Genomic DNA, 26,392 nt, shown 5'->3' with positions numbered 1-26,392 from the left:
CCGCATCCAGCTCTTGCCAGATTCCGCGAAGCCTCAGGCCGCATGACTTTCCGCCGACCGCCACTGATTCAGGCCAGCCTGCTGTCTGGCGTTGCCTGTGCCCTCGGCGCCGGTCTCGCCTGGGGGCTGGTTTTCGTCGTGCCGCTGATGCTCATCGACTACCCGCCGCTGCTGATCTCGGCCGGACGCTACCTGGCTTTCGGCCTGATCGCCTTGCCGCTCGCCTGGCGCGACCGGCAACGCCTGCGCGAGCTGGATCGGCAAGACTGGGCCCGCGCTTTTGAGCTGGCGCTGATCGGCAACCTGCTTTATTACTGCCTGTTGGCGGCGGCCATCCAGCTGGCCGATGCGCCGGTGCCGACCATGCTGATCGGCACCTTGCCGATCGTCATCGCGGTCTGCGCCAATCTTGGCCGCGGGGGCATTGCCTGGCGCCGCCTGTTGCCGTCGCTGGCGGTGATCGGGCTGGGCATTCTGCTGGTCAATCGGCATGAACTCGGGCGCCTGGCCGGCGGCCGCAGTGTCGAAGACTATGTTCTCGGCAGCCTGCTGGCGCTTGGTGCGCTGGCTTGCTGGACCTGGTATCCGCTGCGCAACGCGGCCTGGCTGAAAGGGCGGTCGGGCCTTGCCTCGACTACGTGGGCCACGGCCCAGGGCCTGGCAACGCTGCCGCTGGCGCTGCTTCTGTTTGCCGGCATTTCGCTGCTGGTGCCGAGTCCGGCCGGTTTTGACTGGCCGCTCGGGCCGCAGCCGGCCAAATATCTCGGCCTGGTGCTGGCGCTGGGCCTGCTCGCTTCCTGGCTCGGCACGCTGCTCTGGAATCGGGCCAGTACGCTATTGCCGACGGCGTTATCCGGGCAATTGATCGTTTTCGAAACGCTCGCCGCGCTGGCTTATGCCTATGTCTGGCGAGGCGAGGCGCCAGGGCTGGCCAGTACCTGCGGCATTCTGTTGTTGGTGCTTGGCGTGATTCTCGGCGTGCGTGCCTTTCGGGCAGGCTGAATGTTCGTCGCAGGCGGCGGCAACCGGTTTTCGGCGAAGCTGGCCGGAGGCTGGCGATGACGGATGACTGTCGCGGATTTCCAGAAAGTGACATGGTCAAACGCCATTTTCGGGTAACAAAAGTGGCACATATTATAAATATGGTATAAAATATCACAGCCGGTTTCGGGCTGTCCGTGTTTTGTGTGGGTTATGCTTTTGTCATCGAACTTTGCTGTGGTAGTGACAAATAATTTGCTGTTAAAGGGGGGATCATGAGTATTGCACTCCGTATTATTTTGCTGATTGCGCTGGCGATTGTCGGTTTGATCGGGGTCGGCGGTTTTGCCTTGTATGAGATGGCCAGCATCAATCAGGGCATCCGGGAAATTAACCAGATGACCCTGCCAAGCATCAGTACGCTTCAATCGGCACAGACGGCTTTCCTTCGTTTGCGGCCGCCCTTGCTGACCATGCTGGTGGTCACCGATCCGCAAAAAGTGGCCGGGCTGGAGAAAGAGTTCACCCAGAACATGGATCAGTTGCGTGGGGCGCTCAAGAGTTACGAAAAGCTGATTTCCGATCCCAAGGATCGTGAGATGCTGGACAAAGACAACCAGATGTACCTCGAGTACGCGGCCTTTTCCGAGAAATACATTGGCGCGATTCGCCAGGGCAAGCCGGATGAGGCACTGAAAATTTCCGGGCAGGCCAAGCAGATAGTTGATGGCTTGAGCAACGCGCTGGTCGAGCATGGTCAGTACAATCAGGAACTTGCCGTAAAAGGCGGCAAGGAGGCCGATGCCACCTATGAAAGTTCAAAGACTTGGGTTGTCTCGGCCATCTTGCTGGTCAGCCTATTGATAGCCGGCATCGGGTTCGTCATCTACAGCCATGTTTCCGGTTCGCTCGACAAGATGGTCGGCATGTTCTTGCGGATCGAAAAGAATCTCGATTTCACCACCCGTCTTGAAGTCAAGGGCAAGGACGAAATTGCCAATGTCTCGCATGCTTTCAACGGCTTGCTCGACCGCTTGCAACAGAGTTTCCGTCAGATCGCCGCGCATGCCGATTCGGTCAGCTCGGCGGCCTCTCGGGTATCTACCGCCGCCCACCAGATGTCAATTTCCTCCAGCCAGCAGAGCGATTCCGCTTCCAGCATGGCCGCCGCGGTCGAAGAAATGACGGTCAGCGTCAATCACGTGGCTGACCGGGCCGAGGACGCCCGCAAGCTGTCCACCGAGGCTGGCCGGGTGGCGCTGAACGGCGAGGGCATCATCAGCGACACCGTCCAGTCGATCAACGGCATTGCCCATACGGTGCAAAGCGCTTCCGGACAACTGACCGAACTGGAACTGCAAAGCGAGAAGATCAGCAGCATCGTCGCAGTGATCAAGGAAATTGCCGATCAGACTAATCTGCTGGCGCTCAACGCCGCCATTGAAGCGGCGCGGGCTGGCGAACAGGGGCGCGGTTTCGCCGTGGTTGCCGATGAAGTGCGCAAATTGGCCGAGCGTACCGGTCTGTCGACGCAGGAGATCGCCAGCACCATTCAGCAGATGGTTGCCGGCTCGCAGGCGGCGGTCAAGAGCATTCAAAGCGTCGAAGGCGCGGTCGAGGCCGGGGTCGGCTTTGCCGAACAGGCGAGCAGCTCGATGCAGGAAATTGGCAACGGTTCGCGCGACACGGTGGCAATGGTCAGCGACATCACCAGTTCGATTCGCGAACAAGGCGTTGCCAGCACCCAGATTGCCCAGCAGGTCGAGCGGATCGCCCAGATGACCGAGGAAAACAGCGCCGCAGCGCAGTCGACTTCGGAAACCTCGGAGCAACTCGCCGAACTCGCCCGGGAACTGCAGGAAATCGTTGCCCAGTACCGGGTCTAGGCAAGCCCGGACAAGCCGTAACACCAAGGCTGGCCACGTGGATAACGTGAGCCAGCTTTTTTTCGTCTACCGGAGTTGTTCCGCAGGGCGATGTTCATTACCCTTGGCCGCCGCGCGCCATTGCCAACAGCTCAACAAGGAAAATCCGTGTATTACGTCGTCGAAAGCAGCAAATCGTTCAGCGAAGTGATCTTCGATCTGGAGCCGGTCGTCCAGCGTCTCGGCTTTGTCGTTCTGCACGGCCATGACCTCGGCGATACCTTGCGCCGCAAGGGCATCGATCTCGATGACGACTGCCAGGTATTCGATATCTGCAATTATCGCCAGATCGAAAAGATGCTGGCCATCGACTTGCGGCTGAGCCTGGCCTTGCCCTGGCGCATTTCGGTATATACCGAAAACGGCGCGACCAAGATTGGCCTGCTCCGGCCGGAAACCCTGCTCGCCACCCTTTCGGAGCATCCCGAACTGGTCCGGCTGGGCCGCGAGGTCGAGGAAAGAATGGTCCAGATCGTCGACGAGGTTCGCTAGGCGGGGGCGCCGCGTGGCGCCGCCAGTCTTCGCCCGGGCTTGATGCCAGGGCGGGGAAGTTCAGCCGCCGCTTTTTTCTAGCGCCGCCAGCAGCTTGATGGCGCGTTCGCGGTTCTTGGCAATGGCCGCCGCCCGCTCGGCAACGTTCGCGCTCTCGGCGAGCGAGTTTTCAAGCAACACTTGATGCGGCGTCCGGCCATTCATCGCGGCTTCGATCATACGGTCGGCTTGCTGGATCAGTTCATCTTCGGACATGGGAATCTCAAATCGGAGTTTGCAGCAGCTTTTAATCGTTTTTTCCGTTTGAGTAAAGCCGAATTTGTATCTTCCCCTTCAGCTGAGCGCTGCCGGCTTGCTCAGAGACGGAGGTTGCCGCTCCCGAAAAGCCCGATCAGACCGATCACGATCAAGTAGATGGCGACGATGTAGTTGAGCAGGCGCGGCACGGCCAGGATCAGAATCCCGGCAATCAGCGCGACGATCGGTGCAAGGGCGAGGTGGAGATTCATCGGAATGCCTTTTCTTTCGGTTTTTGGAACAGTTGGCAAATGTCGCATTGCCGCCAGCAGCAAAACTTATCCGGGAAACGACGCTGGCTCTGTGCGATACCGCACAGAGCAAAAATCACCTGTTCAAGGCATCCGGCAGGTCGCTTCGGTCGATTGCCTGGGCCGGTCGTGCGGCTTTTCCGGCAAATGCCTTGCCGGCGATCTCCGCCTCGTTCAGCCCGCGATTGACGTCCAGCCCTGTCAGCCGCCAGTCATGCACCGGCAGGCCGGGAATGGGCTTGCGCAGGCGTTCGTAGAAGCGGGTCGGCCAGGTGACGCCGGCGATCTGCCGGTGCTCGAAGAAATCGACTTCGGCGATGGCGCCTTGCGTCGATTCGAGGCCTTCCATGGTGAAACGGACGCGGCGCAGCAAGTGGTTTTCGCGGTCGATGAACAACTGGTAGCGGTCTTCCACCGACAGCCCGTGGCCGGGACGGCGGACGGCGACGATGCTGACGCAATCGCGGTCATTGACTATTTCATCGGCGGCCAGCTCAAGGCTCAGATTGCCGTCGAGAAAATAGAACGGGCCGGTCAGGAACATCCGGTAGCCGTCGGCGACCAGCGCCGCAGCCGCTAGCACATCGCGGTCGCTGGCGGCCTGCCCGTCGTAGAAGACCTCTATGCCGTCGGTGCTGCGGATCACCTGCTTGCTGCCGCCGGGGCCGGTGTGGTGCTGGGCGAGGAACGGCCGGGCCTTGAGGATCAGTCTTTCCTGCGAACCTTGCCGGAAGTCGGCATCGATCAGCGTCGGCTGAAAGCGGCTGACCAGCCCGTACCATTCGCCGGCATAGCTGACACTGACGTCGTTGAGTTGGCGGAAAGCGACCAGCCCGTGCGCCTCGGCGGACTGCTGCAGGACGGCCCGGGCGGCGGCCTGCTCGCCGCTTGCCGTCGCCGGTGGTATGCCGCGCGAGGCGCAGCCAGCGAGCAGTGACAGGAGCAGGGCAGTTGCCAGCAGGCGAATCAGGGATGGGCGCATCGGGTGGTCCTTGTCTGGTCGGGGCGGGAAGGCCAAAAAAGATTGTATTAGGCGGTTATCCGCAGCATCGCCAGCTTGAACGGCATCCGGGCGGCTACGGCGGTATTGGTGAAGGCGGTGAAGACACCATCGATATTAATCCGTAAGGCGGATAGTGCCGTCGGCATTCAGCGTCACGAATGGGTTGTAGCAGGCTTCCCAGAGAAAGCCGTCGGGGTCGGCGAAGTAGCCGCGAAAGCCGCCCCAGAAGACTTTGTCGGCTGGCCGTACCAGGGTCGCACCGGCCGCCACCGCCTCATCGAGCAAAGCCTGCACGGCCGCCTCGGAGGCCACGTTATGGGCCAGCGTAAAACCGGCAAAGCCGCTGCCGGTGGCTGGCACGTTGGCATCCTCGGCCAGCGCGTCGCGCGGGAACAAGGCAAAGGCCAGCGAACCGGCCTGAAAGAAGGCGATTCCCTCCTGGCTGGCCGATGATTCCCGCCAGCCCAGTGCCTGATAGAAAGCCCGGCTGCGGGCCAGATCGGCGACGCCGAGTGTGATGAAGCTGATGCTCTGTTTCATGAAAGCCTCGAATTCAGCAAGGATTGAGTGCGCGCCGGGCCGTTTGCCCAAGCCCAGTTGGCCATTGGAATACCGTGTTGGTGATGGCAATTGTCAGCGGAAAAGTAAAATGTCTGTGTTAAAACCGTAGTGATTTTCCGGTTTGTCATTTGCGGTGACCAACTGAACCTGTCTCTAACCCGCGTCTTTCCTCGGACATTAGACATGCCCAGACGAACTGTCCAGATTCATCATCATCCGGCCGCCCGACCCGGCGGCCAGCCACCGCTGCTCTTCGTGCATGGCGGCTACAGCAATGCGGCCTGCTGGAATGTGCGTTTCATTCCCTATTTTCAGGAGCAGGGGTACGACTGTTACGCGGTCGACCTTTCCGGGCACGGTGCCAGCCCGGGGCGCGAACGTCTCAATGAATTCGGCATCGACGACTATGTCGCCGACCTCTCCTCGGCGGTCGCCGCGCTGCCCGAAGCGCCGGTGCTGATCGCCCATTCCATGGGCTGCCTGGTTTGCCAGCGCTTTCTCGAACAGGGAACGGCCCGTGCCGTCGCCTTCCTGGCACCGGTGCCGCCGACCGGTACGGCCGGCACGGTCAGCCGCTTCGCGCTGAGCATGCCGGATTTTTTCGCCGAACTGCCCAACGCGGTCAATGGCACGGCCAGCGAAAAAACCATGCGGACCATGGCCCGCGTCTATTTTTCGCCGGCCATGCCGCCCGAGGAAACCGTGCAATACCTGCCGCTGCTCCAGCCGGAATCCGATAAGGCGGTGGCCGAAATGGTCATGGCACCGCTCCGTCTGGCGCGTCGCCGGGCAAGAATCCCGGCGCTGGTCATGGGCGGCTCGGAAGACCAGGTATTCCCGGCCTCGATGCTCTATTTCACCGCCGCTTCGTGGCAGGCAAAAACCGTGGTGATTCCCGGGGCCGGCCACATGCTGATGCTCGACCCGCAATGGCCGGAGGTTGCCGGCAAGTTGCAGCAATGGCTGGAAAGCCTGGCCTGATCGGGAACTCAGGCGGCTGACGTGGCCGCCGTCTCGGCGGAAAAATAGCGGCGCGGCTCCATGCCCAGCGTCCGCCGGAACATCGCGGTGAAGGCGCTGGCGCTCCGGTAGCCGAGCTTTTCGGCGACCAGCGCGACCGGCACACCATTGGCCAGATGACCGAGGGCCTCGACCAGGCGTGCCTGCTGCCGCCACTGGCGGAAGCTCATACCCGTCTCGCGCTGGAACTGGCGGGCCAGCGTCCGGCTGCTGGTCGCCTGCTGCTCGGCCAGGGTCTCCAGCGTTTCGCGGCTGTCCGGGTTGGCGACCAGTTCCTCGCACAGCCGGTGCAGGCGCGGTTCGCCCGGCATCGGCAGGTGCAGCGCGGGGATTCTCAGGAAGCGCAGTTCGGCCAGCGCCAGCGCGGCGATCTGCCCGCCGCGGCCGGCCCGTTCGTAGGCCAGCGGTTCGTCGAGCAGGGCGAGGATCAAGGCGCGCAGCAGCGGGCTGACGTCGAGCAGGCAGCAACTGTCGGGCAGGTCGGGCGCCGCATCGGGGCGGATGTACAGCGTGCGCATCTCGACCGGGCCGAGCATGATCACCCGGTGCGCCGTGTTGGCCGGAATCCACACGCCGCGCACCGGCGGCACCACCCAGCTGCCGGCCTCGGTTTCGACGCGCATCACTCCGCTGCCGGCGTAGATCAGTTGCGCCCGCAGGTGGCTGTGCACCGGCGTTTCGCCGCCGCGGTAATTGCGCGCCTTGGCGGTGACCGGGTGGGGCAGGGTCTGGTGTTCGTCGTCATGGCCGCAACTCATGGTCGGGCCGGCGATTGTCCATTTCACGATATTTTTTGTCCGGACATGCTGGGATCGGTCATTCTAGACTGGCGTTCCGGAAATCTGGAAGTACCCATCATGGAAAAGACCCTCACTGTCGATGCCAATCTCGCCGCGCCGCCCGCCGCCGACGCCCTGAACGCCACCACCTATCCGGTGATCGCCGCGATCAGCTTCTCGCACCTGTTGAACGACATGATGCAGTCGGTGCTGCTCGCCATCTACCCGATGCTCAAGCTCGGCCTCAACCTGAGCTTTGGTCAGATCGGCATGATCACGCTGACCTACCAGCTCACCGCCTCACTGCTCCAGCCGCTGATCGGCCTATACACCGACCACCGGCCCAAGCCGTACTCGCTGCCGCTCGGCATGGGCTTCACGCTGGTCGGCCTGCTCTCGCTGTCGCAGGCTGGCAGCTTCGAGGCCGTGCTGGTTTCGGCAATGCTGATCGGTATGGGTTCGTCGGTCTTCCACCCGGAATCCTCGCGTGTTGCCCGGATGGCGGCCGGCAGCCAGCCCGGCCTGGCGCAGTCGCTGTTCCAGATCGGCGGCAACCTCGGCTCGGCGATCGGGCCGTTGCTCGCTGCGCTGATCGTTGTGCCGTACGGGCAGGGCAGCGCCGCCTGGTTTTCGCTGTTCGCGCTGATCGGCGTCGTCGTGCTCAGTTTCGTCGGGCGCTGGTCCAGCCACCATGTCGCCAACTTCAGGAAGCGCATGAAGGCGCACGCGGCCAACGGCCTGACCCGCCGCCAGATCGGTTGGTCGCTCGCCATCCTCGGCCTGTTGATCTTCTCCAAGTTCTTCTACATGGCCAGCCTGAGCAGCTATTACACCTTCTACCTGATGGACAAGTTCGGTCTGACGCTGCCGCACGCCCAGATCTACCTGTTCGTCTTTCTTTTCGCCGTGGCGGCGGGCACCGTCGCCGGCGGGCCGATCGGCGACCGGATCGGGCGGAAGCGCGTCATCTGGGGTTCGATCCTCGGCGTCGCACCCTTCACGCTGCTGCTGCCGCATGTCGGCCTGTTGTGGACCGGCATCCTCTCGGTGATCATCGGCATGATCCTCGCCTCGGCCTTCTCGGCCATCCTGGTCTACGCCCAGGAACTGCTGCCCGGCAAGGTCGGCGCCATCTCCGGCCTGTTCTTCGGCTTCGCCTTCGGCATGGGCGGCATCGGCGCCGCGCTGCTCGGCCAGCTGGCCGATGCGACGAGCATCGAGACGGTGTATCGAGTCTGTGCCTATCTGCCGCTGATCGGCTTGCTGACGGCCTTCCTGCCGACGATCAGGAAAACCTAGTTTGGCACGGGCCGCGAGGCCCGTATCCGCAAGGTGCCGGGCAGGCCGGGGGCGGCTCTCCGGCATCATTCATACGACGCTGGCATTCTCCGTTTTGGCCGCTATATTGATTTTGGGTAGGCCGAATTGCGCCGGGCTGGTTCTGCTTGAGCCATGACCGGAAAATGGCCAACCCGAATTCCAATCGCTCGATCTGGCGCCACGCAGCTCGTTCCCGGTTGTCGTTTGCCGGCCAGGCGGCCCGTTACGCCAGCTTTTTCGGAGAAATGCCATGCCCCATCTTCCCAATCACCTTCCCCGCATCTGGAAACCACCGTTCGTCCTGCTCGCCGCTGTCGCGCTGATCTGCCAGGCGGCGCCGGAACCGCTGCCGGCCTTGAATATCGATATCGAGCAGACCTCGGTATCCGGCATTTCCTCCGGCGGCTTCATGTCGGTCCAGTTTCAGGTGGCCCACTCGTCCATCATCAAGGGGGCGGGCATCGTCGCCGGCGGCCCTTACAACTGTTCGCAAAACGACGTTGTGAAAGCAATCACCAAATGTTCCTGTACCGGCGAGCCGAACCTGGCCTGCGAGGTTACGCCGACCAGCGCGCAGGTTTCGACGCTGGTCGATGGCACCAAGGCGAGCTTTGCCGGCGGGCTGATCGACGATCCGGCCAACCTGAGCCAGCAACGCATCATTTCGCTGGCCGGCGGCAAGGACCCGCTGGTGCCGGCACCGGTGACCAGACAACTCGCCGACTACTACGCCAAGCTTGCTGTGCCGGCCGCCAATTATTCCGCCGTGACTCTCGAAAACGCCGGCCATACCCTGCCGACCAAGGCCTACGGCAGCGCCTGCGCGGTGACCGATGCCCCCTATCTCGGCAAATGCGGCTTCGATAGCGCCCAGGCGATCCTCGGCTGGATCTACGGGCCGCTGAAAGCGCCGGTAAAACGCGCGCGCGGGCGGTTCACCGAGATCGATCAGACCCCCTTCATTCCGCAGGATGGCGCTTTCAGCTTTCTCTGGCGCTCGGGGCTGGATAGTAGCGGTTGGCTTTATGTGCCCGACAATTGCGCCCGGGGCGCCTCCTGCCGCCTGCACATCGCGCTGCACGGCTGCAAGCAGGGGCAAAGCTACCTACCGCTCAAGCCGCCGCCGGGGGGCGGTTTGTACAACGGAACCACCTTCGTCAAGAACGCCGGCTACGACCGCGTGGCGGCCAATAACAACATCGTGGTGCTATTCCCGCAGGCCGTCTCCATTCCCGGCGTCAATCCTTACGGTTGCTGGGATTGGTGGGGCTACACCGACCAGCACTACGCCGACCGGCAAGGCGTACAGATTCGCGCCTTACGCAGCATGGTCGATCGTTTGAGTTCGGGTGGGCATTGAGTTGTCGGCAGCTTAAGTCGCATGGTTGGCGGGGGACCGCGCCGGTGTGTTTGAAGAATTGCCATAATTATTCGGCGGAGTAACTGGCGTGGGAGATAGGGGGCTGACCCCTAATAAGTTGAGAGTTCCCCGGCTTTGCCGGGGAATTGTTACTTATCTCTGACCCCTTTGGGCGTTCCTGGGGCAAATAAGGATCAGGACGTCTCGCCGCCGAAGTGCAGCGTGTCCTTGTGCAGGAAACCGAGGGCAGCGGCATAGCGCGCAGCCAGCTCCTGGGTCAAGGGGTTGCTCGAGCCATCGGCCTGGCGCAGCAATTCGGCATTGCTGGTGTACGGTAGTGCGTCGGCCAGCGCCTGGCGCTGCAATGTCGCGGGATAAGGGGAAGGCGCTCGCCCGGCGGGCGATGCGCGCAACTTCTGTTCGGTCATGATGTCACCTCTTCTGGCTGGTTTGCCAGTTCAATATATAGTATTTACTATAATTGTCAAATTTGTTATTATTATGACATTGGCCGATGATAACTAAAGGGGGCAGACATTTCGCTTTTAGAGCATCGACCCATGGTTAGCGTTTAGAAAGCCAATTATCTCTGGTCCGTTTGGGCGGAAGGATACTTACGGTCAAATTGACTAATGGTTAGGCATCGGGTCTGACGGGTGAAAACGCCTCTTTGCCAATGACTGTTGTCCAGGGGCGTACCTGGTAGCGCGTCACGATACCGTGCTTCACATAGGGATCGGCTTCTGCAAATTGGGCGGGGATGTCGGGTGAGTCGCATTGAAACAGGAGCACGGCACGATCTGCAGGGTCGGCCAAAGGGCCTGCAAGAACAAGTTCTCCTCTGGCTTGGGCTTGCCAGGCGTGTTGGAGATGTTCCGTCCGAAACGGGGTTCTGCGTTCAAGATAGTCCGGTACGAAGTCATAGAACATCAGGTAGTGCATCGCATGCTCCAAAGTAATGATCGGCTATTAAGTGCGTGGGCTGGCTCGTTGCAGGACATGACGAAGAGTTCACTCGTCCACATGGACTCGTGCATTCGTCACCTCGCCAAACACATCCGGGGCATACATCGCTTCCACCCGCGTCGGCGGTAGCGCGAAGCTGCCGGCGTTGCTCAGGCGCAGGGTGTAGTCGATGGTGAAGCGGCCTTTCGGCAGCATGGCGTAGTAGGCGCGATAGGCGCTGAAGCTGCGTTCGACGTAGGTTGGCGCCATGCCGCGCAGCTCGCGGTTTTCGCCGAGGCTGGCGATGGCCGAGTCGCGGCCGTCGCCGTCGCCCATGATGCGGGCGCCGGCCGGGATCGGGTCGGTCAGGGCGACCCAGGTCATGTCGTTGTCGGCGTCGACGGTCAGCGTGACCCGCCAGAGGTCGCCGCGGCTGATCTTGCCCGGCGTCTTTTCCTGGAGCGGCGTCACCTTGCGACTGATCCGGTAGCCGGCGTTGCGCGCCGGGCCGTCGGGGATGGCGGCGAGTAGCTGGACGGTGGCCCAGGGTTTGCCGCTGCCTTCGTGGCTGATCGCCAGCTTGTCGTCCTTGCCCGGCGTGGCCGGCCAAGGCAGGTTGAGCGGGGTGCTGGTGGTCTGCTTCCAGTCGTGTTCGGCCCTGGCCTTGGCGAAGCTGGCGAGGGTGGTGCCGGCGACCGCTTCGCGCTCGAACTTCCGGGCGAAGCGGTCGAGCGTCACGCGCGCCCAGGCGTTGGCCGTGGTGGTCAGCCAGCGGCCGCGCATCTGGCGTTCCATGGCACCCTGCAGCAGACGCGGCAGGTCGTCCTGCCACTCGGCATCGTCGAGCATTGCCTCGATCAGCCGGAAGGCGTTGGCGTCGGCATTAAGCATCATCCACCACCAGTAATCCTCGCGTTCGCTGGTGAAGACCAGGCGGCTGCCGGCGTAGCTCAGGCGGTTGCGCAGTTCCTGCCGGGTCGCCGCCAGTTTCCTGTCGCGTTGCGGCAGATCGCCGAGGCGCAGGCTGACCAGATACCAGTCGATCAGCGCCGCCGTGGGCAGGCGCAGCGGGTCGATGTCGAGCGCGGCGGCGGCGCGGGTCGGCTTGTTGCCTTGCCGGGTCAGCGCTTCGAGGGCGTTCAGGCGGCGGTACAGCAGGCTGTCGGTCGGCGCCCATTCATTGGTCTTGATGCGCCCCTCGGCATAGGCGGTGAGGCCCTGCAGCATGCGCTGGCGGCTGTCTTCGGGAATGGTGAAGCCGGCCAGCGTGACCAGATCGAGGATATAGGCGGTCAGCGTGGCGCTGCCGGGGCTGCCGGGGAAGTAGCTGGCCAGCCCGCTGTGGTCGAGGTAGCCGGGCAGGGTCTCGGCGATGGCTTGCCAACGCTTTTCGTCGTGCAGGCCGACGGCGATCGAGGTCTTCTGTTCCAGGCAGGAGAAGGGGTATTCCTCGAAGAAGCGCGTCAGGCCGGGCGGCGGACTGGCGAGCTTGGGCGACAGGCTGATTTCCAGCCCGCCCTTGCCGGGCAGCGCGCCGGCCGGTTGCGTCACCGGCACTTCGTATTTGCCGGCGATGCGCGTGAAGCTGGCCTGCTGCACGGTGACCGGCACGGCCGGGGCGATCTGCTGGGTGATGCGCAGCGTGTCCTGGCCGTTGCCGCCTTCTTCGCGGGCGCTGAATTCCCATTGCTGGGCGGTGACGCCTTCGGCCGCCTTGATCGGCCAGCTCAGTTCGCCGGCGCCTTCCGGGGCCAGCGTGACTTTTTGCGTGGTGAGCGTCGTTGCGCCGTTCTTGCCGCTGACCGCGACGACCATCTGGCGGGCGGTGCCGTTGCGCAGCGTCAGCATCGCCTTGAAGCTGTCGCCCTCGCGGACCAGCGGCGGCAGGCCGGAGATGATCTGCAAATCCTGCTTGGTCTTCACCATCGTGCTGCCGGTGCCGAACAGCCCGGCTCCGGCGGTGGCGATGCCGACCAGCTTGAACTCGGTCAGCGAGTCGTTCATCGTCACTTTGAGCGTTGCCGTGCCGGTATTGTCGAAGACGACGCGCGGTTGCCACTTGAGCAGCGTGTCGAACAGTTCGCGGGCCGGGGCGCGGCCGCCGCCACCGCCGGGCGGCAGGGCTTTCTTGCCGAAGTGGCGCTTGCCGATCACCATCGATTGGGCGGTGGCCGTTTCGACTTCGTAGCCGCGCTTTTGCAGCAGCGCGTCGAGCAGGTTCCAGCTGTCGTTCGGGCGCAGTTCGAGCAGCGCCTGATCGACCGCAGCGAAGGCGACTTCGCTGCCGGCCGGGGCGGGTTTGCCGTCCGGCGTGGTGACGCGGATTTTGACGGTGGCCTCTTCGCGCGGCCGGTAATCGGTCTTGTCGCTGCTGATCTCGACTTTCAGCTTGAAGCCGTCGGTACCCACGGCGATTTCGCCGAGGCCGAGGCGGTAGGCCGGCTTGGCCAGATCGACCATGGCCGTCGGCTGCTGCGGGTTCCACCATTCCTTGAACCAGGCCAGCGGCTCGCGCCAGCCCCACTGGAACAGCGAATACCACTTCAGCGGCTCGACCCGGCCGCGCACGGCGAGCACCGAAACGAAAACGTTCGGCCCCCATTCGGCCTTGACCGGGATGTCGACCGTCGGCTTGAAGCGCGACAACGGCTGGACGAAGCTTTCGATGATCCCGCCGGCTTCCACCGAGATCAACGCGGTGGCCTCGCGGAACGGCGTGCGCACCTGGAAGCGGGCGGTTTCGCCGGGTTGGTAGGCCTTCTTTTCCGGGATGACGTCGATGCGATCCTGGTTGCCGGCGGCAAACCACAGGTCGCCGCCGCCGGTGACCCAGTAACTGCTGCCGGCGCGGGCGATGTTGCCCTGTTTGTCCTTGGTCTCGGCGAGCAGGTAGATCGAGCCGGAGTCGCTGGCTTTCGGCTCGCAGAGCAGCAGGCCGCGGCTGTCGGTGGTGCCGGCGCAGACTTCGCCGATCTCCTTGTATTCGGTGCTGTTCTCGTAGGCGTAGAAGCCGCCGACGATGCGCCGGCGGTGGCTGGTGTCGATGCGGCGCTTGGCCTTGACGCTGACCGCCTGACCGGCCAGCGGCTTGCCGGCGGTGTCGAGAACCACCACTTCGACCCGGTTGTTGCCCGAGGACGATGCCCAGTCGGCCACCTTGAGGCCGATGGCGAGGGCGGCCGGCCACAGCTCGACGCGGCCGCTGATCGTCTGGATTTCGCCGTTCGGGTCGGCAAAGCTCATTTCGGCATGTACTTCGCTCGGGCCTTTCGGCTTGGCTGGCAGCACCACATCGAGCTTGCCGGCGCCGGCCTTGTCGAGTTGCACGGCTTGCTTGTCGAGGATCAGCGTTTCCTCTTCGCGGCCGTTATCCACCTTGAAGGCGGCCAGGGCATCTTCATCGAAATTGATCTGGAAATTGTAGCCGTCGTAGTGCGGGTAGCTCGGCCAGCGCGGGCGCAGCGTGGCCGACACCTGGACCTCGGCATGCTTCGCCGCACCGCCGTTCAGGAAGGACAGGCCGAGCGCCAGCGGCACCTTGGCCGGGGCCACCTGGCGGGCCGGCACGCCCTGCACGCTGCCGGTGAACACCGGCAGGCGAAAGTCGGCGACGCGGATTTCGCCGCTGCTGATTTCGCCCCGCTTGCCGCCGCTGAGGGCGATTTCGTAGGTGCCGAGCTTGGCCGATTCCGGCACTTTCCAGCTATTGACCGCCGATGCCTGGGCATCCCAGTTCACCGGCTGGGTGAACTCGGTGCCGCTCTCGCGGTGCCGGATGACCAGCTTGTCCGGCAGCGTCGCCAGGTCGGGCAGGGCAAAGCCGCGGCTGGTGCGGCTGCGCGCGATGTGTTTCAGCGACACCGTCTGGCCGAGCCGGAACAGGCTGCGATCGAGGATGCTGTGAATCTTGAAGTCGCCCGTCGAACCCCAGGTTTCGACGCCGAAGCGCCATGGCTCGATACCCTCGTTCCAGTCGGAACGGACGAAGCTGTAGTCGCCGTTCAACCGGGCGCTGGCGAACAGGAAGTTGCCGCTGTTGCGGCAGTTCGGGGCGGCCAGCGCCTGATCGACCGGGGCGCGGCCGAGGCGATCGGTCTTGCCCTGCCACAGCGACCGGCCGTCGCAGCCGGAAATGCGCACCTCGGCATCGGCCACCGGCTGGCCGGAGTCGAGCGCGGTGACCCAGACCAGCGCATTGTCCTTGCCGGTTTTCAGATGCACGGCGAGGTTGGTGACCAGCGCCGCAGTGCGCACGTACATCGGCTTCGGGGTGGCGAGCAGCGCGTTGCCGAGCAACTGGCTCTCGATTTCGACGATGTGGTAGCCGGGCTTGCCGAGGGGAATGCCGACCACCTCGAATTCGCCGCTGCCGCCGGGCTTCGGCAGGTCCTGCCGGGTGACGCCGGGGCGCTTGGCGAGGAAGGAGAGTTCGCGGGCGTAATACGGGTCGAAGCGCAATTCGCTGACGCCGTCGATGGTCATCCGGACTTTGCCGGTCTGCTGCTCGAATTTTTCCAGCGCCTGCATCGCCGCGATCACGTCGGCGTCTTCGGTCAGCCGCTGGGCGCTGAAACGGTGGCTGCCGGGCAGGGTGAGGTGGGCGGTTTTCAGGCTGGCTTCGATATTACGCAGCGTCACCGGCAGCAGGCCGCCTTCTTTCAGTTCGACAATGCCGAAATTGCCGGGGAACTTGGCGAGCGGCGGCAGGCTGCCGGTCCGGCTCTTCAACGGAAAGCTGGCGGCGTTGGCCAACGGGCGACCGGCTTCGTCCTTCAGGCCGGCGGGAATTTCCACGGTGAGTTCGGCGTTCTGCGGGAATGGGCCGGGGAAGGTGACGGACTGGAAGACCGCTTCCTTCTCGTTGTTCTTCTGGTTGGGATCGAGCGGGGCGCGCGGCCCGTCGCCGGTAACCAGCCGGAATTTGCCGAGCAGTTTGGCCGCGAAGGCGGCATTGAAATTCAGTGTGATCGCCGAAAGCGGCGAGCACGGCGCGCCGGCCTTTTCGCGTTCGCAGCCGAGGGTCGCCTTGAACGGTTCGCGCACCTTGTAAAGGAAGCTTTCTTCCTTGCCGGTCGGCGTGCCGTTCTCCGCCCGGATGCCCTTGCCCCAGACTAGCTTCATCTTGCGGCCGGCCGGCAGGCTTTCGCTGCAGCTGACGACGATCGACGTGGCGGGCATGCCGCCAATTTGGTCGAGCACCGCGGCGCGGATTTCCTTGCTCACCGGACGGGCCGGAATGCGCTGGCCGACGCCGTCGGCTTCGCACCACAGATTGCCTTCCAGCGATTTGCCGTCGAGCGGCCCGCCGCCATGGATGACGAAGGCCTGGTCTTCCTCGATGGCCGCGCCGGCGCTCGGCTGGATTCGCCACGGGCGGGGCGCCGCGCCAACAAACTCGAAACGGCTCTTGCCGCTGACCGCTTCACCATTGACGGCGGTCAAGCCGGGTTTCAGCGAAAAGCTGCAGCGCTCGCCGGCTTGCAGCGGCCGGGCCAGCTGCCAGGCCCAGGCTCGGCTGTCGATCCAGCGGCCTTCACCGGCAATGCCGGCGCAGTCGATGACGAACGGCGGCGCGGCGTCGGCCTCGCCCAACTTGACCATGTCGCTGCTGAAGCGCACGGTGGCCCGGCTTTGTTCGGCCACCTGGCCTTGCGGCTGGAATTGCTGAACGGTGACGGCCTGGCTGCCGAGTGCGGCGAGCAGAAGCCCGGACAGGGCAAGGGTGTGAGCAGTTTTCATCGGTGGTCGCGCCAAAAGTTGGGAATGCCCAGGGCATCAGCGATATTGCCACAGATGGCGGGGCAATCGACATCGCTGCCCGGCCCGGCTATCCTCCGCGTTTTATCGAACAAACCGGGGAAAGTGATGGGACAGGCAAAACAACGCGGCGATCAGGCGGCTCGTATTGCGCAGGCGCAGGCCAAGCTCGCCGCGGCGCGGCCGGAAAAGCTGATCTGCAATACCTGTGGCGGTGATGTGACGACGATCAACCCGGTCAGCACGCGCGGCCTGCGTGGTCTCAATGCGATCTGGGTCGGCCAGTGCGATTGCGGCAAGACGACTTTCTGCGCCTCGGGCGAGCCGAAGGCGGTCGATGCCTTCTTCTTCGCCCTCAGCGAAAACGGCGAACTGAGCCTGGGCAGCCAGAGCAAGGACGGCGAAGAGCACAAGACAGCGTAACGGCTGTCTTCCACTTCCAGCCAGAATTGCGGGAGGTGGCGCGGCAAGCATGCCGCAACCAATGTAACTAGATAGTTTGAACTAGGCAAAACCCGGCGCGCTGGCCATAATGACGCCCTTGTCATCAGGGGGTTTTATGGCCATCGAGCTGTTCAATGACGGTAAGCACATCGTCCATGCTTTCTACGATCTGGTCGACGATTCAGCGGCCGGCGCCGTGCAGTGCAACCAGTTTCTGGTGGTCGACAACGGCCACGGGGCACTGATCGATCCGGGCGGCAACATGACCTACACCGGTCTGTTGATGGACATGCAGAAGCATTTCTCGTCCAAGGATCTCGACTACATCCTCGCCTCGCACCCGGACCCGGACATCATCGCTTCGGTCAACAAGTGGTTCATCGCGTCGCACTGCAAGGTGATGATTTCCAGCCTGTGGACTCGCTTCGTGCCGCACTTCACGACCGGCCGCGACGTCTCCGACCGGATCCTCGGCATTCCCGATCAGGGTACGGTGATCCGCCTGGGCGGTTGCAAGCTGCTGGCCTTGCCGGCCCACTTCATGCACGCCGAAGGCAACTTCCAGTTTTACGATCCGGTCGCCAAAATCCTCTTTTCCGGCGACCTCGGTGCATCACTGGTGCCGCATGAAAAGGCGGCCGAACCGATCAGCGATTTTGCCAGCCATGTCCGGTTCATGGAGCCGTTCCACCGGCGCTACATCGTGACCCGCAAGGTGTGCCGCTTCTGGGCCAACATGGTGCGCCAGCTGGAGATCGAGCAGATCGTGCCGCAGCACGGCAGCCGTTTTGTCGGCCAGCCGGCGGTCAACGACTTCATTGCCTGGGTCGAAAGCCTGGAATGCGGCGTCGACCTGATGACCCAGAACAACTACCAGATTCCGCGCTAGGCGGCGGCCTAACCGCCCTTCGTCGGCCGAAGGGCGGGTTTCAGATCAGGCTGGACTTGCGGCGCACCGCGTCGACATAGGCCAGCGCATCCATCGCCGTCCCGTCCCGTTGGGCCCGCCAGATCGTTTCGGCCAGGCATTCGAGCAGCACGTGCTCGGCGTCGTGCGGCTCCATCCGGGCGCGCAGGCTGTCGAAGGCGGCGCGGATGCCGGGCGGCTGGTCGATGCTGACCTGTTCGTGGATCGCCAGGTGCAGCGAGAGATGGAGGAAGGGGTTCATCTGGCCGCCTTCTGGCGTCCATTCCTTCTCCAGCGCCCCCTTGGCATCGCTCAGCAGCGCATGGTATTCGGGATGGCGGGCCGCCAGATCGACGGCGGTCACTTCGGCGCCGACCAGTGGCAGGCGCTCGATATGCTTTTTCCAGGCATCGCAGAAAAATAAACGGACCTGCTCGCGGGAGGGATTAAACATGAGAACTCGCAAAAAGTAGGGTGATGACGGAATTGTGGAACAGCCGGTTGCCCGAGGCACCCGGCGCGATCTGGCCGCTGCCGTAGGCGCCGAGCAGCGGCGTGCCGGGAAATTGCTCGCGAAAGGCCTGCAGGTCGCGGTCGTCGTCGCCGTAGAAGAGCGGGCCGCGGCCGATGCAGGAAAACATCAGCGCGAAATCGGGCGCCGGCCCGGCCTTGCCCGCTGCTGCCAGGACTTGCCGCATGTCCTGCTCGGCGGCCAGCGGCTGGCGGATGGTCCAGGTGATATTTTCGCCAATCGGCAGTTCGGCGGCCAGCGTCAGCGAACCATCGGCATTGGCCGAAAGGATCGGGATCGCCGGCTCGTCCGGCTGGCGCAGGACAGCAATCTGGTGCACCGGCGGATTCTGCCGCAGCTCGGGCGGCAGGGCGCGGCGCAGGCTGTCGACGGCGCTGTGGCCGCCGACGCGGCGCAAATCATAGCTTTCGCTGAGCTCGACCGGCTGCGCTTCACCCAGGCAACGTAGCCCGGTGCTCCGCGCCAGGCTGCTGCGCAGGCCGGGCAGATTGAATTCGGCGCAGCCATTGGTGTTCAGTCGGCCATGCGCCCAGACGGCGGCATCGGTGTCGAGCAGTCCGGTGCGCGGCGGGCCGGCCTGCCAGTCGAAGGGCAGGGCGCCGTGACCGCTGAAGCAGAGGGTCGGTGTCGTCGCGGGGGGCGGGCTGGCCGAATCGGCGGCCAGGACCAGGGCGGCGGCGGCCGGCTGGTCGCATTGCCAGCCGCGTTCGGTGAACAAGCCGTTGGCCGTCCCGCCGCCAACCTGCAGGCAGCCGCCAGCCCGCGCTGCCGCAAGAATCGCCGGTGGCGCATGGCGGATGAAATCGCGGCTGAGCAGCAGGATGATCTGTTCGGCGCGTTCCAGCCCGGCCTCGGCCAGGGCCTGGCGTACCGCCTCGGCGGCCAGTTCCGGCCCGGGGCGCAGGCCGGAAACCAGGGCGCTGGCGACCTTCATAGCGTCTTGCCCTTGAAGCCGCAAAGGTCGACCACGACACAGCGCGCGCATTCCGGCTTGCGTGCCTTGCAGATATAGCGGCCATGCAGGATCAGCCAGTGGTGGGCATCCTTCTTGTATTGGTCGGGCGTGACGCGGAGCAGCTTCTGTTCGACTTCGAGCACCGTCTTGCCCGGGGCCAGGCCGGTCCGGTTGCCGAGCCGGAAAATGTGCGTGTCGACGGCGATGGTCGGCTGGCCGAAAGCGGTGTTGAGCACCACGTTGGCGGTCTTGCGGCCGACGCCGGGCAGGGCTTCGAGCGCCGCGCGGTCGGCCGGAACTTCGCCGTCATGCAGTTCGAGCAACAGGCGGCAGGTGGCGATGACGTTCTTCGCCTTGGTCCGGTAGAGGCCGATGGTCCTGATGTAATCGCTGAGGCCCTCGATGCCGAGCGCCAGCATCCGGTCGGGGGTGGGGGCGACGGGAAACAGGCGGGCGGTTGCCTTGTTGACGCCGACATCGGTGGCCTGGGCGGAAAGAATGACCGCGATCAGCAGTTGAAACGGCGTGGCGTAATGCAGTTCGGTGGTCGGCGCCGGGTTGGCGGCGCGCAGGCGAGCAAAGAACAGCTCGATATCGGCTTTTTTCACGGGGTAGCGGCGGCGGTGGATTGTCAGGCGTTGCAGAATACGCCATATTGCACAAAACAAGATTCTACCCAACCGAGAAGGAGGGCGGCTCAGATGTCAGCTACGCCCCACGCAAGTTGTAACGATTTCTCCCAGTTGGTCGAGGGGAGTCCGGTTGCGACCATCGTTATCGATGCCCGGCATTGCGTGACGCACTGGAATCGCGCCTGCGTCCAGCTGACCGGCACGCCGGCTTCGCAAATCATCGGCGCCAACGAGCATTGGCGGCCGTTTTACCCCGCAGCCCGGCCGATTCTCGCCGACCTGATCGTCGATGGCGCGCCGGATGCCGTGGCGGAGCATTTTTATCACGGCAAATTCAAGCGCTCGGCCTTGATCGACGGGGCATTCGAAGCCGAGGATTTTTTTCCGGGCTTCGGCGCTGGCGGGCGCTGGCTGTATTTCACGGCGGCGGCGTTGCGCGATGCAGAGGGCAAGATCATCGGTGCCATCGAAACACTGCAGGACGTCACCGAGCAACGGCGGGCCGAAACCGCTCTACGCGAGAGCGAAGCACATCTGGCGCAGATCGTCGACGGCATGTCGGTGGCGACGCTGGTCATCGACGCCGGGCATCGGGTCACCCACTGGAACCATGCCTGTGAAGTGCTGACCGGCATGTCGGCCCGCCACGTCATCGGCAGCGGTAACCAGTGGCAGGCTTTTTATCCGTCGCCGCGGCCGATCATGGCCGATCTGGTCATCGACGGGGCCAGCGAAGCGGCGGTCGATCGCTTCTACCACGGCCGTTTTCGGCCTTCGCTGCTGGTCCATGGCGGTTACGAAGCGGAGGATTTCTTCCCGCATTTTGGCGAAGGCGGCCGCTGGCTGTTTTTTACGGCGGCGCCGTTGCGCAATGCGCTCGGCGAACTGGTCGGCGCCATCGAAACCTTGCAGGACGTCACCGAAAGGCGGCGCGCCGAAGAGGCCCTGCGCGAAAGCGAAGAGCGTTACCGGCTGTTGAGCCTGACCGATTCGCTGACCGGTTTGTACAACTCGCGCTATCTGCATCAGCGCCTGCAGTCCGAACTGGAACGCAGCGACCGCTACCAGCGCGCGTTGTCGCTGCTGGTGATCGACTGCGACAATTTCAAACGGATCAACGACAGCTTCGGCCATCTCGAAGGGGACCGGGTCCTCAAGGCGCTGGCCGGCGTGATCGCGCATTGCCTGCGACGCAGCGACAGCGCTTATCGTTATGGTGGCGAGGAGTTTGTCGTCCTCCTGCCGGAAGCCGGTATCGAGGCGGCGCTGGCGATGGCCGAGCGTTTGCGCAGCGGCTTTGCCAGTCAGGAAGTCATTGCGGCCGACGGCCGCTCGATTCGCTGTACCGTCAGTATCGGCGTTGCCGAACAGCGCGGCGGCGATAGCAATAATTCGCTGATTCGCCGGGCCGATGAGGCGAGCTACCAGGCCAAGCAAAAAGGCAAAAATTGTGTGGTCGTCGCCGCCTGAAGCCGATATGGCGCCCGGGCTGTTACTAAAGTTATATTTTTGACGTCTATCAAGGCATAATTCAGCGATGAAGCTCCCCGCTGCTCGTTTCCTTGTTATTTTTGTGCTTTTTCTGTCCTTTCTCGGTTTCGGCTGGTTATATTGGTCCAGCCGACCACCGATACCGGCGAACCGCGCTGTATTGCCGGTTCTTACCATGCAGGGCGATATTCTGCAGCCGATATTGCCGCTCCAGCCGATTTCCGGCCTCGACCCGGAACGGGTCGCGCTCGGCGCCAAGCTGTTTCGCGATACGCGCCTGTCGGCCGACTTGTCGCTGGCTTGCGTCTCCTGCCACGATCTAAGCAAAGGCGGCGTCGATGGCCGGCAGTTTTCGGTTGGCGTCGGTGGCGCGCTAGGCGGCATCAACGCCCCGACGGTGTTCAACAGCGGCTACAGCCTGGCGCAATTCTGGGACGGGCGCGCCGCCACGCTCGAAGAGCAGGCGGCCGGGCCGATCCAGAATCCGATCGAGATGGCTGCGACCTGGCCGCAGGTGCTGGCGCGGCTGGCCCAGGACAGCGAACTGAAGACTGCTTTCAAGCAGAATTATCCCGATGGCCTGACGGCGAACAATGTGCTGAATGCCATCGCGACCTTCGAGCGCTCGCTGGTTACCGTCAATTCCCGTTTCGATCGTCACCTGCGCGGCGAGAAGGATGTCCTGACGGCGCTCGAAATCGACGGCTACCGGCGTTTTCGCGAGTACGGCTGTACCAGTTGCCATCAGGGCGTTCTGGTCGGCGGCAACATGTACCAGAAGTTCGGCGTGCTCGGCGATTACTTCGCCGGCCGGGCAGTCACCAAGGACGATCTGGGCCGTTTCAACGTCACCCGGCGGGAGGAAGACCGGCATGTCTTCAAGGTGCCCGGTTTGCGCAATGTCGCGCTGACTGCGCCGTATTTTCACGACGGCTCGGCCCATACGCTCGATCAGGCGGTCATCGTCATGGGCCGCTATCAGCTCGGGCGCGACCTGTCGACCGAGGATGTCGGGGCGATCGTCGCCTTCCTCAATACCTTGAGCGGTGAATTGCCGCCCGAGGCCCGGCCGTGAGCGCCCTCAAGTTCTGCCCGCCAGAGCGCTGCCACCGGCTTCGCCTGGGCATCGGATTTCTCCTGCTGCTGGCCCTGGTCACCGGACTTTTCATCCAGGCCGACGAGGTTTCGCCGGACGAGCACTATGCTTACATGCAGTCGCTGCGCCGCGTGCAACAGGCCGATGTCGAACTGAACGGGGCGGTGCTGGCGAGTTATTCCGATCTGCTGCAGAACTACGATCCGCTGGTCCGGCATATGCAGCAAATTCGCAATGAGCAGACCGATCTGCTGCGGATGCCGTCGTTGCTGTCGGACACTTCCCAGGCCAAGCTGAAGTTCCTGGTGCAAAAACTCGTCGCCAGCCAGCGCGAAAAGGAGCTCGATGTCGACCGTTTCCAGCGCAGCAATGCCATCCTGCGCAATTCGGAGTTCTATTTTCCGGTCGCGGCGGAGTCGCTTCTGCAGACCACGGCGCTTCGCGACAATAGCGAGTTCGAGCATTTCGTCCGTCATTTGCTGGATTATGCCCACGGGGTGAAACTCGATCTGGCCGACCATTTAAATGACGAAGTGCTTCGCCTGCGGCGGATGAACGTCAGGACGGAGGGGCCGCTGTCGCTCAATCAAATGCTGGTCCATGGCGAAGTGATCATCCAGCGTCGGCCGGAAGTCAATTTGCTGGTCGAGCGCATCATGCGTTCGCCGACCGCGGCCTTGCTCGAAGAAGCGACCCGCGTGTACACCGAGGGGCACGAGGAGGCGCTGCGCATTGCCGGCTACTACCGGCAGTTGCTCTATATCGTTTCGCTGCTGCTGATCGGCTATGCCATTTACGCGCTGGTTCGCTTCGAGCGCGACCGCCGTCAGCTGACCGCGGCCCATCTCGACCTGGCCGAGCAGTACGAGGCGCTGCGCCGGGCCGAGGGCGAACTGCGCCTGTATGGCACGGTGTTCACCAATGCCGCCGAAGGCATGACGATTACCGATGCCGAGTCGCAGATCGTCGCAGTCAACCCGGCTTTTACCGCGATTTCCGGCTACCAGGCCGACGAGGTGGTCGGCCAGCGAACTTCGATTCTCAATTCCGGACAGCAAGGCCAGGAGTTTTACCGTCAGATGTGGAGCGAGCTGATCGGCCAGGGCCATTGGCAGGGCGAAATCTGGAACCGCCGCAAGGATGGCGGGATTTATCCCGAGTGGCTGTCGATTGCCGCGGTGCGCGACGAAAAAGGCGTGACGACCCATTACATCGCCGTCTTTACCGATATCTCCGAGCGCAAGCAGAGCGAAGCGCGGATCCATCATCTGGCCCACCACGACGTGCTGACCGGTCTGCCCAACCGTCTGCTGCTCGAAGACCGGGTCGGTCAGGCGATGCTCATGGCGCGGCGTATCAACCGGCCGATGGCGCTGGTCTTCATCGACCTCGACCGCTTCAAGAACATCAATGACACGCTCGGCCACGAGGTCGGCGACAGCCTGCTGCAGCAGGCGGCCCAGCGTTGCCTCGGCGTGCTGCGCGAGACCGACACGCTGTCCCGCCAGGGCGGCGATGAATTCGTCGTCGTGCTGGCCGACCTGGAGCATCGTCAGGATGCCATGCACATCACCCGCAAACTGCTTTCGGCGCTGCGCCAGCCCTACCTGCTGGCCGGCCATGAACTGACGATTACCGGTAGCGCCGGTATCGCGCTCTTTCCGGATGACGGTCAGACCACCTCCGAACTGCTGCGCAAGGCTGATGCCGCGATGTATCGGGCCAAGGACGAGGGGCGCAATACGCTGCGTTTCTTCTCGCCGGAAATCAATACCGCGTCGCTCGGCGAACTGTTGCTGGAAAACGATCTGTACGGGGCGCTCGAGCGCAACGAATTGCTGATGTACTACCAGCCCAAGGTCAATGCCCGGAGCGGCGAACTGGTCAGCGCCGAAGCGCTGATGCGCTGGAACCATCGCGAGCAGGGGATGATTCCGCCGACCCGCTTCATCCCGCTGGCCGAGGAAAACGGCTTGATCAACGCGTTTGGCGAATGGGCGATCCGCAACGTCTGTGCCCAGCAACGGGCCTGGATGGATGCCGGACTGCGCGTCGTGCCGGTCGCCGTCAATATTTCGGCGCAGCAGTTCGCCAAGCAGGATCTGCCGAAGATGGTCGCCCAGGCGCTGGCCGAGTATGGCATCCCGCCGCAGCTGCTCGAACTCGAATTGACCGAATCGCTGCTCATGCGCAATTCGTCGCATGCCACGACGGTGCTGCGGACGCTGCGCAGCATGCACATCCATGTCGCGATCGACGATTTCGGCACCGGTTACTCCTCGCTCAGTTACCTGAAGCAGTTCCCGGTACAGTCATTGAAGATCGATCGGTCCTTCGTCTGTGAAATCGGCGAGCATGGCGAAGACGTCCGGCTCGCCTCGGCGATCATCGCCATGGCCCATGAGCTGGATCTCGAAGTCATCGCCGAAGGCGTCGAAACCGAGGCGCAGCGCAGCTATCTGCTCGAACGCGGCTGCGATCAGTTTCAGGGCTATCTGTTCGGTCGGCCGCAGCCGGCCGAGGAACTCGGCAAGCTACTCGCCGGCCAGCCGCTCGATGGGGCGATCGACTGAGGACGGTGCGGCGGGGCTGAAGGTCAGCGGGCGGGGTTCCTGCGAACGCGCCCGCAATTGGCCGCAGCCGCCATCGATATCCTGGCCGGCCGAATTGCGCAGCTTGGTCAGGATGCGCCGGCGGTGCAACAGGCGGACCATTTCTTCGGCCCGTTCCTGCGCCGGGCGCCGAAAACCCTCGCCCTCGGTGGTGTTGTAGGGAATCAGGTTGAGGATTGCGTACTTGCCGCTGAGCAGCCGGACGATGCCGTCCATTTCCTCGGCACTGTCGTTGATGCCGTCGAGCAGCGTCCATTGGTACTGGATCGGGTAGCCGGTGGTCCGGGCGTACTGCTCGCCGAGCTCGACCAGCTCGGCCGGGTCGAGGCGCGGCGCCTTGGGCAACAGGCGGGTGCGCAGTTCGGCATTGGTCGTGTGCAGGGAGAGGGCCAGGGCCGGTTTGACGGTTTGGCGCGGCAGGCGCTCGAATACCCGGCGGTCGCCGACCGTCGAGAACACCAGGTTCTTGTGGCCGATGCCGCCGGCCGTGCCGAGCAGGTCGATGGCTTCCAGCACATTGTCGAGGTTGTGGGCCGGTTCGCCCATGCCCATGAAGACGACCCGCTTGACGGTCCGCCGGGTGCGGCCGAGAACGAACTGGGCGACGATTTCGGCGCTGTCCAGCTGGCGCAGCAGGCCGTCGCGGCCGGTCATGCAAAAAATGCAGCCGACGGCACAGCCAACCTGGGTCGATACGCACAATCCGTCGCGCGGCAGCAGCACGCTTTCCACGGTCTGGCCGTCGGCCAGTGCGACGAGCAGTCGTTCCGAGCCATCCTCTCCGGCATGTGCCGAGCGGACCCGGGCCAGGCCATGCAGTTCCGCTTCAATGGCCGGCAAGGCAGCGCGCAACTCGAGCGGGTGAAAATCCTCGGCACGTCGCCGCTTGGCCCCGCTGTCGAGCGGCCGGGCTTGCAGCCAGGCGCGCAGGATGCGTTCCTCGTGGCAGGTCTTGGCGCCATGCGCGCGCAGGGCTTGGCGGAGTTGTTCGATATTCATCGGGAAGTCGGCGCGTCCGGCAAACAACGCGCC

23 protein-coding genes are annotated in these 26,392 nt (G+C 63.7%); 11 read left to right on the top strand and 12 right to left on the bottom strand.

The window, feature by feature from the left end:
• The first annotated feature begins 42 nt into the window (after positions 1-42).
• The 3 genes from ACLIKD_RS10935 (at position 43) to ACLIKD_RS10925 (ending at position 3,398) form a co-directional block, all read left to right on the top strand.
• Positions 43-1,002, top strand: a complete 960-nt coding sequence (locus ACLIKD_RS10935; RefSeq protein WP_428825082.1) for a DMT family transporter — start codon at positions 43-45, stop codon at positions 1,000-1,002.
• A 254-nt stretch (positions 1,003-1,256) separates the two neighbouring features.
• Positions 1,257-2,867, top strand: coding sequence for a methyl-accepting chemotaxis protein (locus ACLIKD_RS10930; RefSeq protein WP_226416180.1), 1,611 nt, complete (start codon positions 1,257-1,259; stop codon positions 2,865-2,867).
• A gap of 147 nt (positions 2,868-3,014) precedes the next feature.
• Positions 3,015-3,398, top strand: coding sequence for a DUF302 domain-containing protein (locus ACLIKD_RS10925; RefSeq protein ID WP_428825081.1), 384 nt, complete (start codon positions 3,015-3,017; stop codon positions 3,396-3,398).
• Between the two features lie 60 nt (positions 3,399-3,458).
• Here ACLIKD_RS10925 and ACLIKD_RS10920 read toward each other — a convergent pair whose 3' ends face one another.
• From ACLIKD_RS10920 to ACLIKD_RS10905, 4 genes are all read right to left on the bottom strand, one after another.
• Positions 3,459-3,653, bottom strand: a complete 195-nt coding sequence (locus ACLIKD_RS10920; RefSeq protein WP_226416178.1) for a hypothetical protein — start codon at positions 3,651-3,653, stop codon at positions 3,459-3,461.
• 101 nt (positions 3,654-3,754) lie between these two features.
• Positions 3,755-3,907, bottom strand: a complete 153-nt coding sequence (locus ACLIKD_RS10915) for a DUF3096 domain-containing protein (protein WP_428825080.1) — start codon at positions 3,905-3,907, stop codon at positions 3,755-3,757.
• A 115-nt stretch (positions 3,908-4,022) separates the two neighbouring features.
• Positions 4,023-4,928 (bottom strand): hypothetical protein, encoded by a 906-nt coding sequence (locus tag ACLIKD_RS10910; protein WP_428825079.1) that lies wholly within the window; start codon positions 4,926-4,928, stop codon positions 4,023-4,025.
• A 135-nt stretch (positions 4,929-5,063) separates the two neighbouring features.
• Positions 5,064-5,489 (bottom strand): VOC family protein, encoded by a 426-nt coding sequence (locus ACLIKD_RS10905; protein ID WP_428825078.1) that lies wholly within the window; start codon positions 5,487-5,489, stop codon positions 5,064-5,066.
• Positions 5,490-5,693: 204 nt separating this feature from the next.
• On the opposite strand from ACLIKD_RS10905, the gene ACLIKD_RS10900 reads away from it, so the two are divergent.
• Positions 5,694-6,491, top strand: coding sequence for an alpha/beta hydrolase (locus ACLIKD_RS10900; RefSeq protein WP_428825077.1), 798 nt, complete (start codon positions 5,694-5,696; stop codon positions 6,489-6,491).
• A gap of 8 nt (positions 6,492-6,499) precedes the next feature.
• Here the strand turns inward: ACLIKD_RS10900 and ACLIKD_RS10895 are convergent, their stop codons facing one another.
• Positions 6,500-7,315 (bottom strand): AraC family transcriptional regulator, encoded by an 816-nt coding sequence (locus tag ACLIKD_RS10895; RefSeq protein ID WP_428825076.1) that lies wholly within the window; start codon positions 7,313-7,315, stop codon positions 6,500-6,502.
• Between the two features lie 72 nt (positions 7,316-7,387).
• Here ACLIKD_RS10895 and ACLIKD_RS10890 point away from each other — a divergent pair, with 72 nt between their 5' ends.
• Positions 7,388-8,608, top strand: a complete 1,221-nt coding sequence (locus ACLIKD_RS10890) for an MFS transporter (RefSeq protein WP_428825075.1) — start codon at positions 7,388-7,390, stop codon at positions 8,606-8,608.
• Between the two features lie 271 nt (positions 8,609-8,879).
• The gene (locus ACLIKD_RS10885; RefSeq protein WP_428825074.1) at positions 8,880-9,989 is read left to right on the top strand and encodes an extracellular catalytic domain type 2 short-chain-length polyhydroxyalkanoate depolymerase; all 1,110 of its coding nucleotides are present in this window, start codon (positions 8,880-8,882) and stop codon (positions 9,987-9,989) included.
• 194 nt (positions 9,990-10,183) lie between these two features.
• On the opposite strand, the gene ACLIKD_RS10880 is transcribed toward ACLIKD_RS10885, so the two are convergent.
• The 3 genes from ACLIKD_RS10880 to ACLIKD_RS10870 form a co-directional block, all read right to left on the bottom strand.
• Entirely contained in the window at positions 10,184-10,417 is a 234-nt protein-coding gene (locus ACLIKD_RS10880; RefSeq protein WP_428825073.1) for a hypothetical protein, read from the bottom strand.
• Between the two features lie 208 nt (positions 10,418-10,625).
• Positions 10,626-10,931, bottom strand: coding sequence for a YciI-like protein (locus ACLIKD_RS10875; RefSeq protein WP_428825072.1), 306 nt, complete (start codon positions 10,929-10,931; stop codon positions 10,626-10,628).
• 69 nt (positions 10,932-11,000) lie between these two features.
• Positions 11,001-16,673: an alpha-2-macroglobulin family protein gene (locus tag ACLIKD_RS10870; RefSeq protein ID WP_428825071.1), complete on the bottom strand. Its 5,673-nt coding sequence runs from the start codon at positions 16,671-16,673 to the stop codon at positions 11,001-11,003.
• Between the two features lie 126 nt (positions 16,674-16,799).
• On the opposite strand from ACLIKD_RS10870, the gene ACLIKD_RS10865 reads away from it, so the two are divergent.
• Complete coding sequence (locus tag ACLIKD_RS10865) at positions 16,800-17,114, top strand: hypothetical protein (RefSeq protein WP_226416167.1); 315 nt, start codon at positions 16,800-16,802, stop codon at positions 17,112-17,114.
• A gap of 136 nt (positions 17,115-17,250) precedes the next feature.
• Positions 17,251-18,024: an MBL fold metallo-hydrolase gene (locus ACLIKD_RS10860; RefSeq protein WP_226470990.1), complete on the top strand. Its 774-nt coding sequence runs from the start codon at positions 17,251-17,253 to the stop codon at positions 18,022-18,024.
• 40 nt (positions 18,025-18,064) lie between these two features.
• Here the strand turns inward: ACLIKD_RS10860 and ACLIKD_RS10855 are convergent, their stop codons facing one another.
• Genes ACLIKD_RS10855 through nth form a run of 3 tightly spaced genes read right to left on the bottom strand, consistent with a single transcriptional unit; the run spans position 18,065 to position 20,137 of the window.
• Positions 18,065-18,496, bottom strand: coding sequence for a DUF1841 family protein (locus ACLIKD_RS10855; protein WP_428825070.1), 432 nt, complete (start codon positions 18,494-18,496; stop codon positions 18,065-18,067).
• Complete coding sequence (locus tag ACLIKD_RS10850) at positions 18,489-19,508, bottom strand: FIST C-terminal domain-containing protein (protein WP_428825069.1); 1,020 nt, start codon at positions 19,506-19,508, stop codon at positions 18,489-18,491. The genes ACLIKD_RS10855 and ACLIKD_RS10850 overlap by 8 nt, the downstream gene beginning before the upstream one ends.
• On the bottom strand, positions 19,505-20,137 hold the full coding sequence (gene nth / locus ACLIKD_RS10845; RefSeq protein ID WP_428825068.1) for an endonuclease III: 633 nt from the start codon (positions 20,135-20,137) through the stop codon (positions 19,505-19,507). The genes ACLIKD_RS10850 and nth overlap by 4 nt, the downstream gene beginning before the upstream one ends.
• Before the next feature lie 93 nt (positions 20,138-20,230).
• Between nth and ACLIKD_RS10840 the strand changes: the two genes are divergently transcribed.
• From ACLIKD_RS10840 to ACLIKD_RS10830, 3 genes are all read left to right on the top strand, one after another.
• The gene (locus ACLIKD_RS10840; RefSeq protein ID WP_428825067.1) at positions 20,231-21,631 is read left to right on the top strand and encodes a sensor domain-containing diguanylate cyclase; all 1,401 of its coding nucleotides are present in this window, start codon (positions 20,231-20,233) and stop codon (positions 21,629-21,631) included.
• A 196-nt stretch (positions 21,632-21,827) separates the two neighbouring features.
• Entirely contained in the window at positions 21,828-22,727 is a 900-nt protein-coding gene (locus tag ACLIKD_RS10835) for a cytochrome-c peroxidase (RefSeq protein ID WP_428825066.1), read from the top strand.
• Positions 22,724-25,321 carry an EAL domain-containing protein gene (locus tag ACLIKD_RS10830; RefSeq protein WP_428825065.1) on the top strand — a complete coding sequence of 866 codons (2,598 nt, stop codon included), beginning with the start codon at positions 22,724-22,726 and terminating at the stop codon, positions 25,319-25,321. Before ACLIKD_RS10835 ends, ACLIKD_RS10830 begins: the two co-directional genes overlap by 4 nt.
• Here ACLIKD_RS10830 and ACLIKD_RS10825 read toward each other — a convergent pair.
• A complete protein-coding gene (locus ACLIKD_RS10825; protein ID WP_428825064.1) occupies positions 25,283-26,359 on the bottom strand; it encodes an RNA methyltransferase in 1,077 nt (358 codons plus the stop codon). The two genes, ACLIKD_RS10830 and ACLIKD_RS10825, sit on opposite strands and share 39 nt — an antisense overlap.
• Positions 26,360-26,392: the final 33 nt, after the last annotated feature.

The organism is Azonexus sp. IMCC34842, assembly GCF_050368855.1.
Taxonomy (GTDB): Bacteria; Pseudomonadota; Gammaproteobacteria; order Burkholderiales; family Rhodocyclaceae; genus Azonexus; species Azonexus denitrificans_A.
This window is presented reverse-complemented; position numbering and strand designations above follow the sequence as displayed.

Coding starts and splice junctions, on each gene's coding strand:
- ACLIKD_RS10930 (WP_226416180.1), top strand. CDS start 1,257: ATGAGTATTGCACTCCGTATTATTTTGCTGATTGCGCTGGCGATTGTC.
- ACLIKD_RS10870 (WP_428825071.1), bottom strand. CDS start 16,673: ATGAAAACTGCTCACACCCTTGCCCTGTCCGGGCTTCTGCTCGCCGCA.
- ACLIKD_RS10875 (WP_428825072.1), bottom strand. CDS start 10,931: ATGCACTACCTGATGTTCTATGACTTCGTACCGGACTATCTTGAACGC.
- ACLIKD_RS10865 (WP_226416167.1), top strand. CDS start 16,800: ATGGGACAGGCAAAACAACGCGGCGATCAGGCGGCTCGTATTGCGCAG.
- ACLIKD_RS10850 (WP_428825069.1), bottom strand. CDS start 19,508: ATGAAGGTCGCCAGCGCCCTGGTTTCCGGCCTGCGCCCCGGGCCGGAA.
- ACLIKD_RS10880 (WP_428825073.1), bottom strand. CDS start 10,417: ATGACCGAACAGAAGTTGCGCGCATCGCCCGCCGGGCGAGCGCCTTCC.
- ACLIKD_RS10855 (WP_428825070.1), bottom strand. CDS start 18,496: ATGTTTAATCCCTCCCGCGAGCAGGTCCGTTTATTTTTCTGCGATGCC.
- ACLIKD_RS10860 (WP_226470990.1), top strand. CDS start 17,251: ATGGCCATCGAGCTGTTCAATGACGGTAAGCACATCGTCCATGCTTTC.
- ACLIKD_RS10920 (WP_226416178.1), bottom strand. CDS start 3,653: ATGTCCGAAGATGAACTGATCCAGCAAGCCGACCGTATGATCGAAGCC.
- ACLIKD_RS10915 (WP_428825080.1), bottom strand. CDS start 3,907: ATGAATCTCCACCTCGCCCTTGCACCGATCGTCGCGCTGATTGCCGGG.
- ACLIKD_RS10825 (WP_428825064.1), bottom strand. CDS start 26,359: ATGAATATCGAACAACTCCGCCAAGCCCTGCGCGCGCATGGCGCCAAG.
- ACLIKD_RS10900 (WP_428825077.1), top strand. CDS start 5,694: ATGCCCAGACGAACTGTCCAGATTCATCATCATCCGGCCGCCCGACCC.
- ACLIKD_RS10835 (WP_428825066.1), top strand. CDS start 21,828: ATGCAGGGCGATATTCTGCAGCCGATATTGCCGCTCCAGCCGATTTCC.
- ACLIKD_RS10910 (WP_428825079.1), bottom strand. CDS start 4,928: ATGCGCCCATCCCTGATTCGCCTGCTGGCAACTGCCCTGCTCCTGTCA.
- ACLIKD_RS10840 (WP_428825067.1), top strand. CDS start 20,231: ATGTCAGCTACGCCCCACGCAAGTTGTAACGATTTCTCCCAGTTGGTC.
- ACLIKD_RS10885 (WP_428825074.1), top strand. CDS start 8,880: ATGCCCCATCTTCCCAATCACCTTCCCCGCATCTGGAAACCACCGTTC.
- ACLIKD_RS10905 (WP_428825078.1), bottom strand. CDS start 5,489: ATGAAACAGAGCATCAGCTTCATCACACTCGGCGTCGCCGATCTGGCC.
- ACLIKD_RS10935 (WP_428825082.1), top strand. CDS start 43: ATGACTTTCCGCCGACCGCCACTGATTCAGGCCAGCCTGCTGTCTGGC.
- ACLIKD_RS10890 (WP_428825075.1), top strand. CDS start 7,388: ATGGAAAAGACCCTCACTGTCGATGCCAATCTCGCCGCGCCGCCCGCC.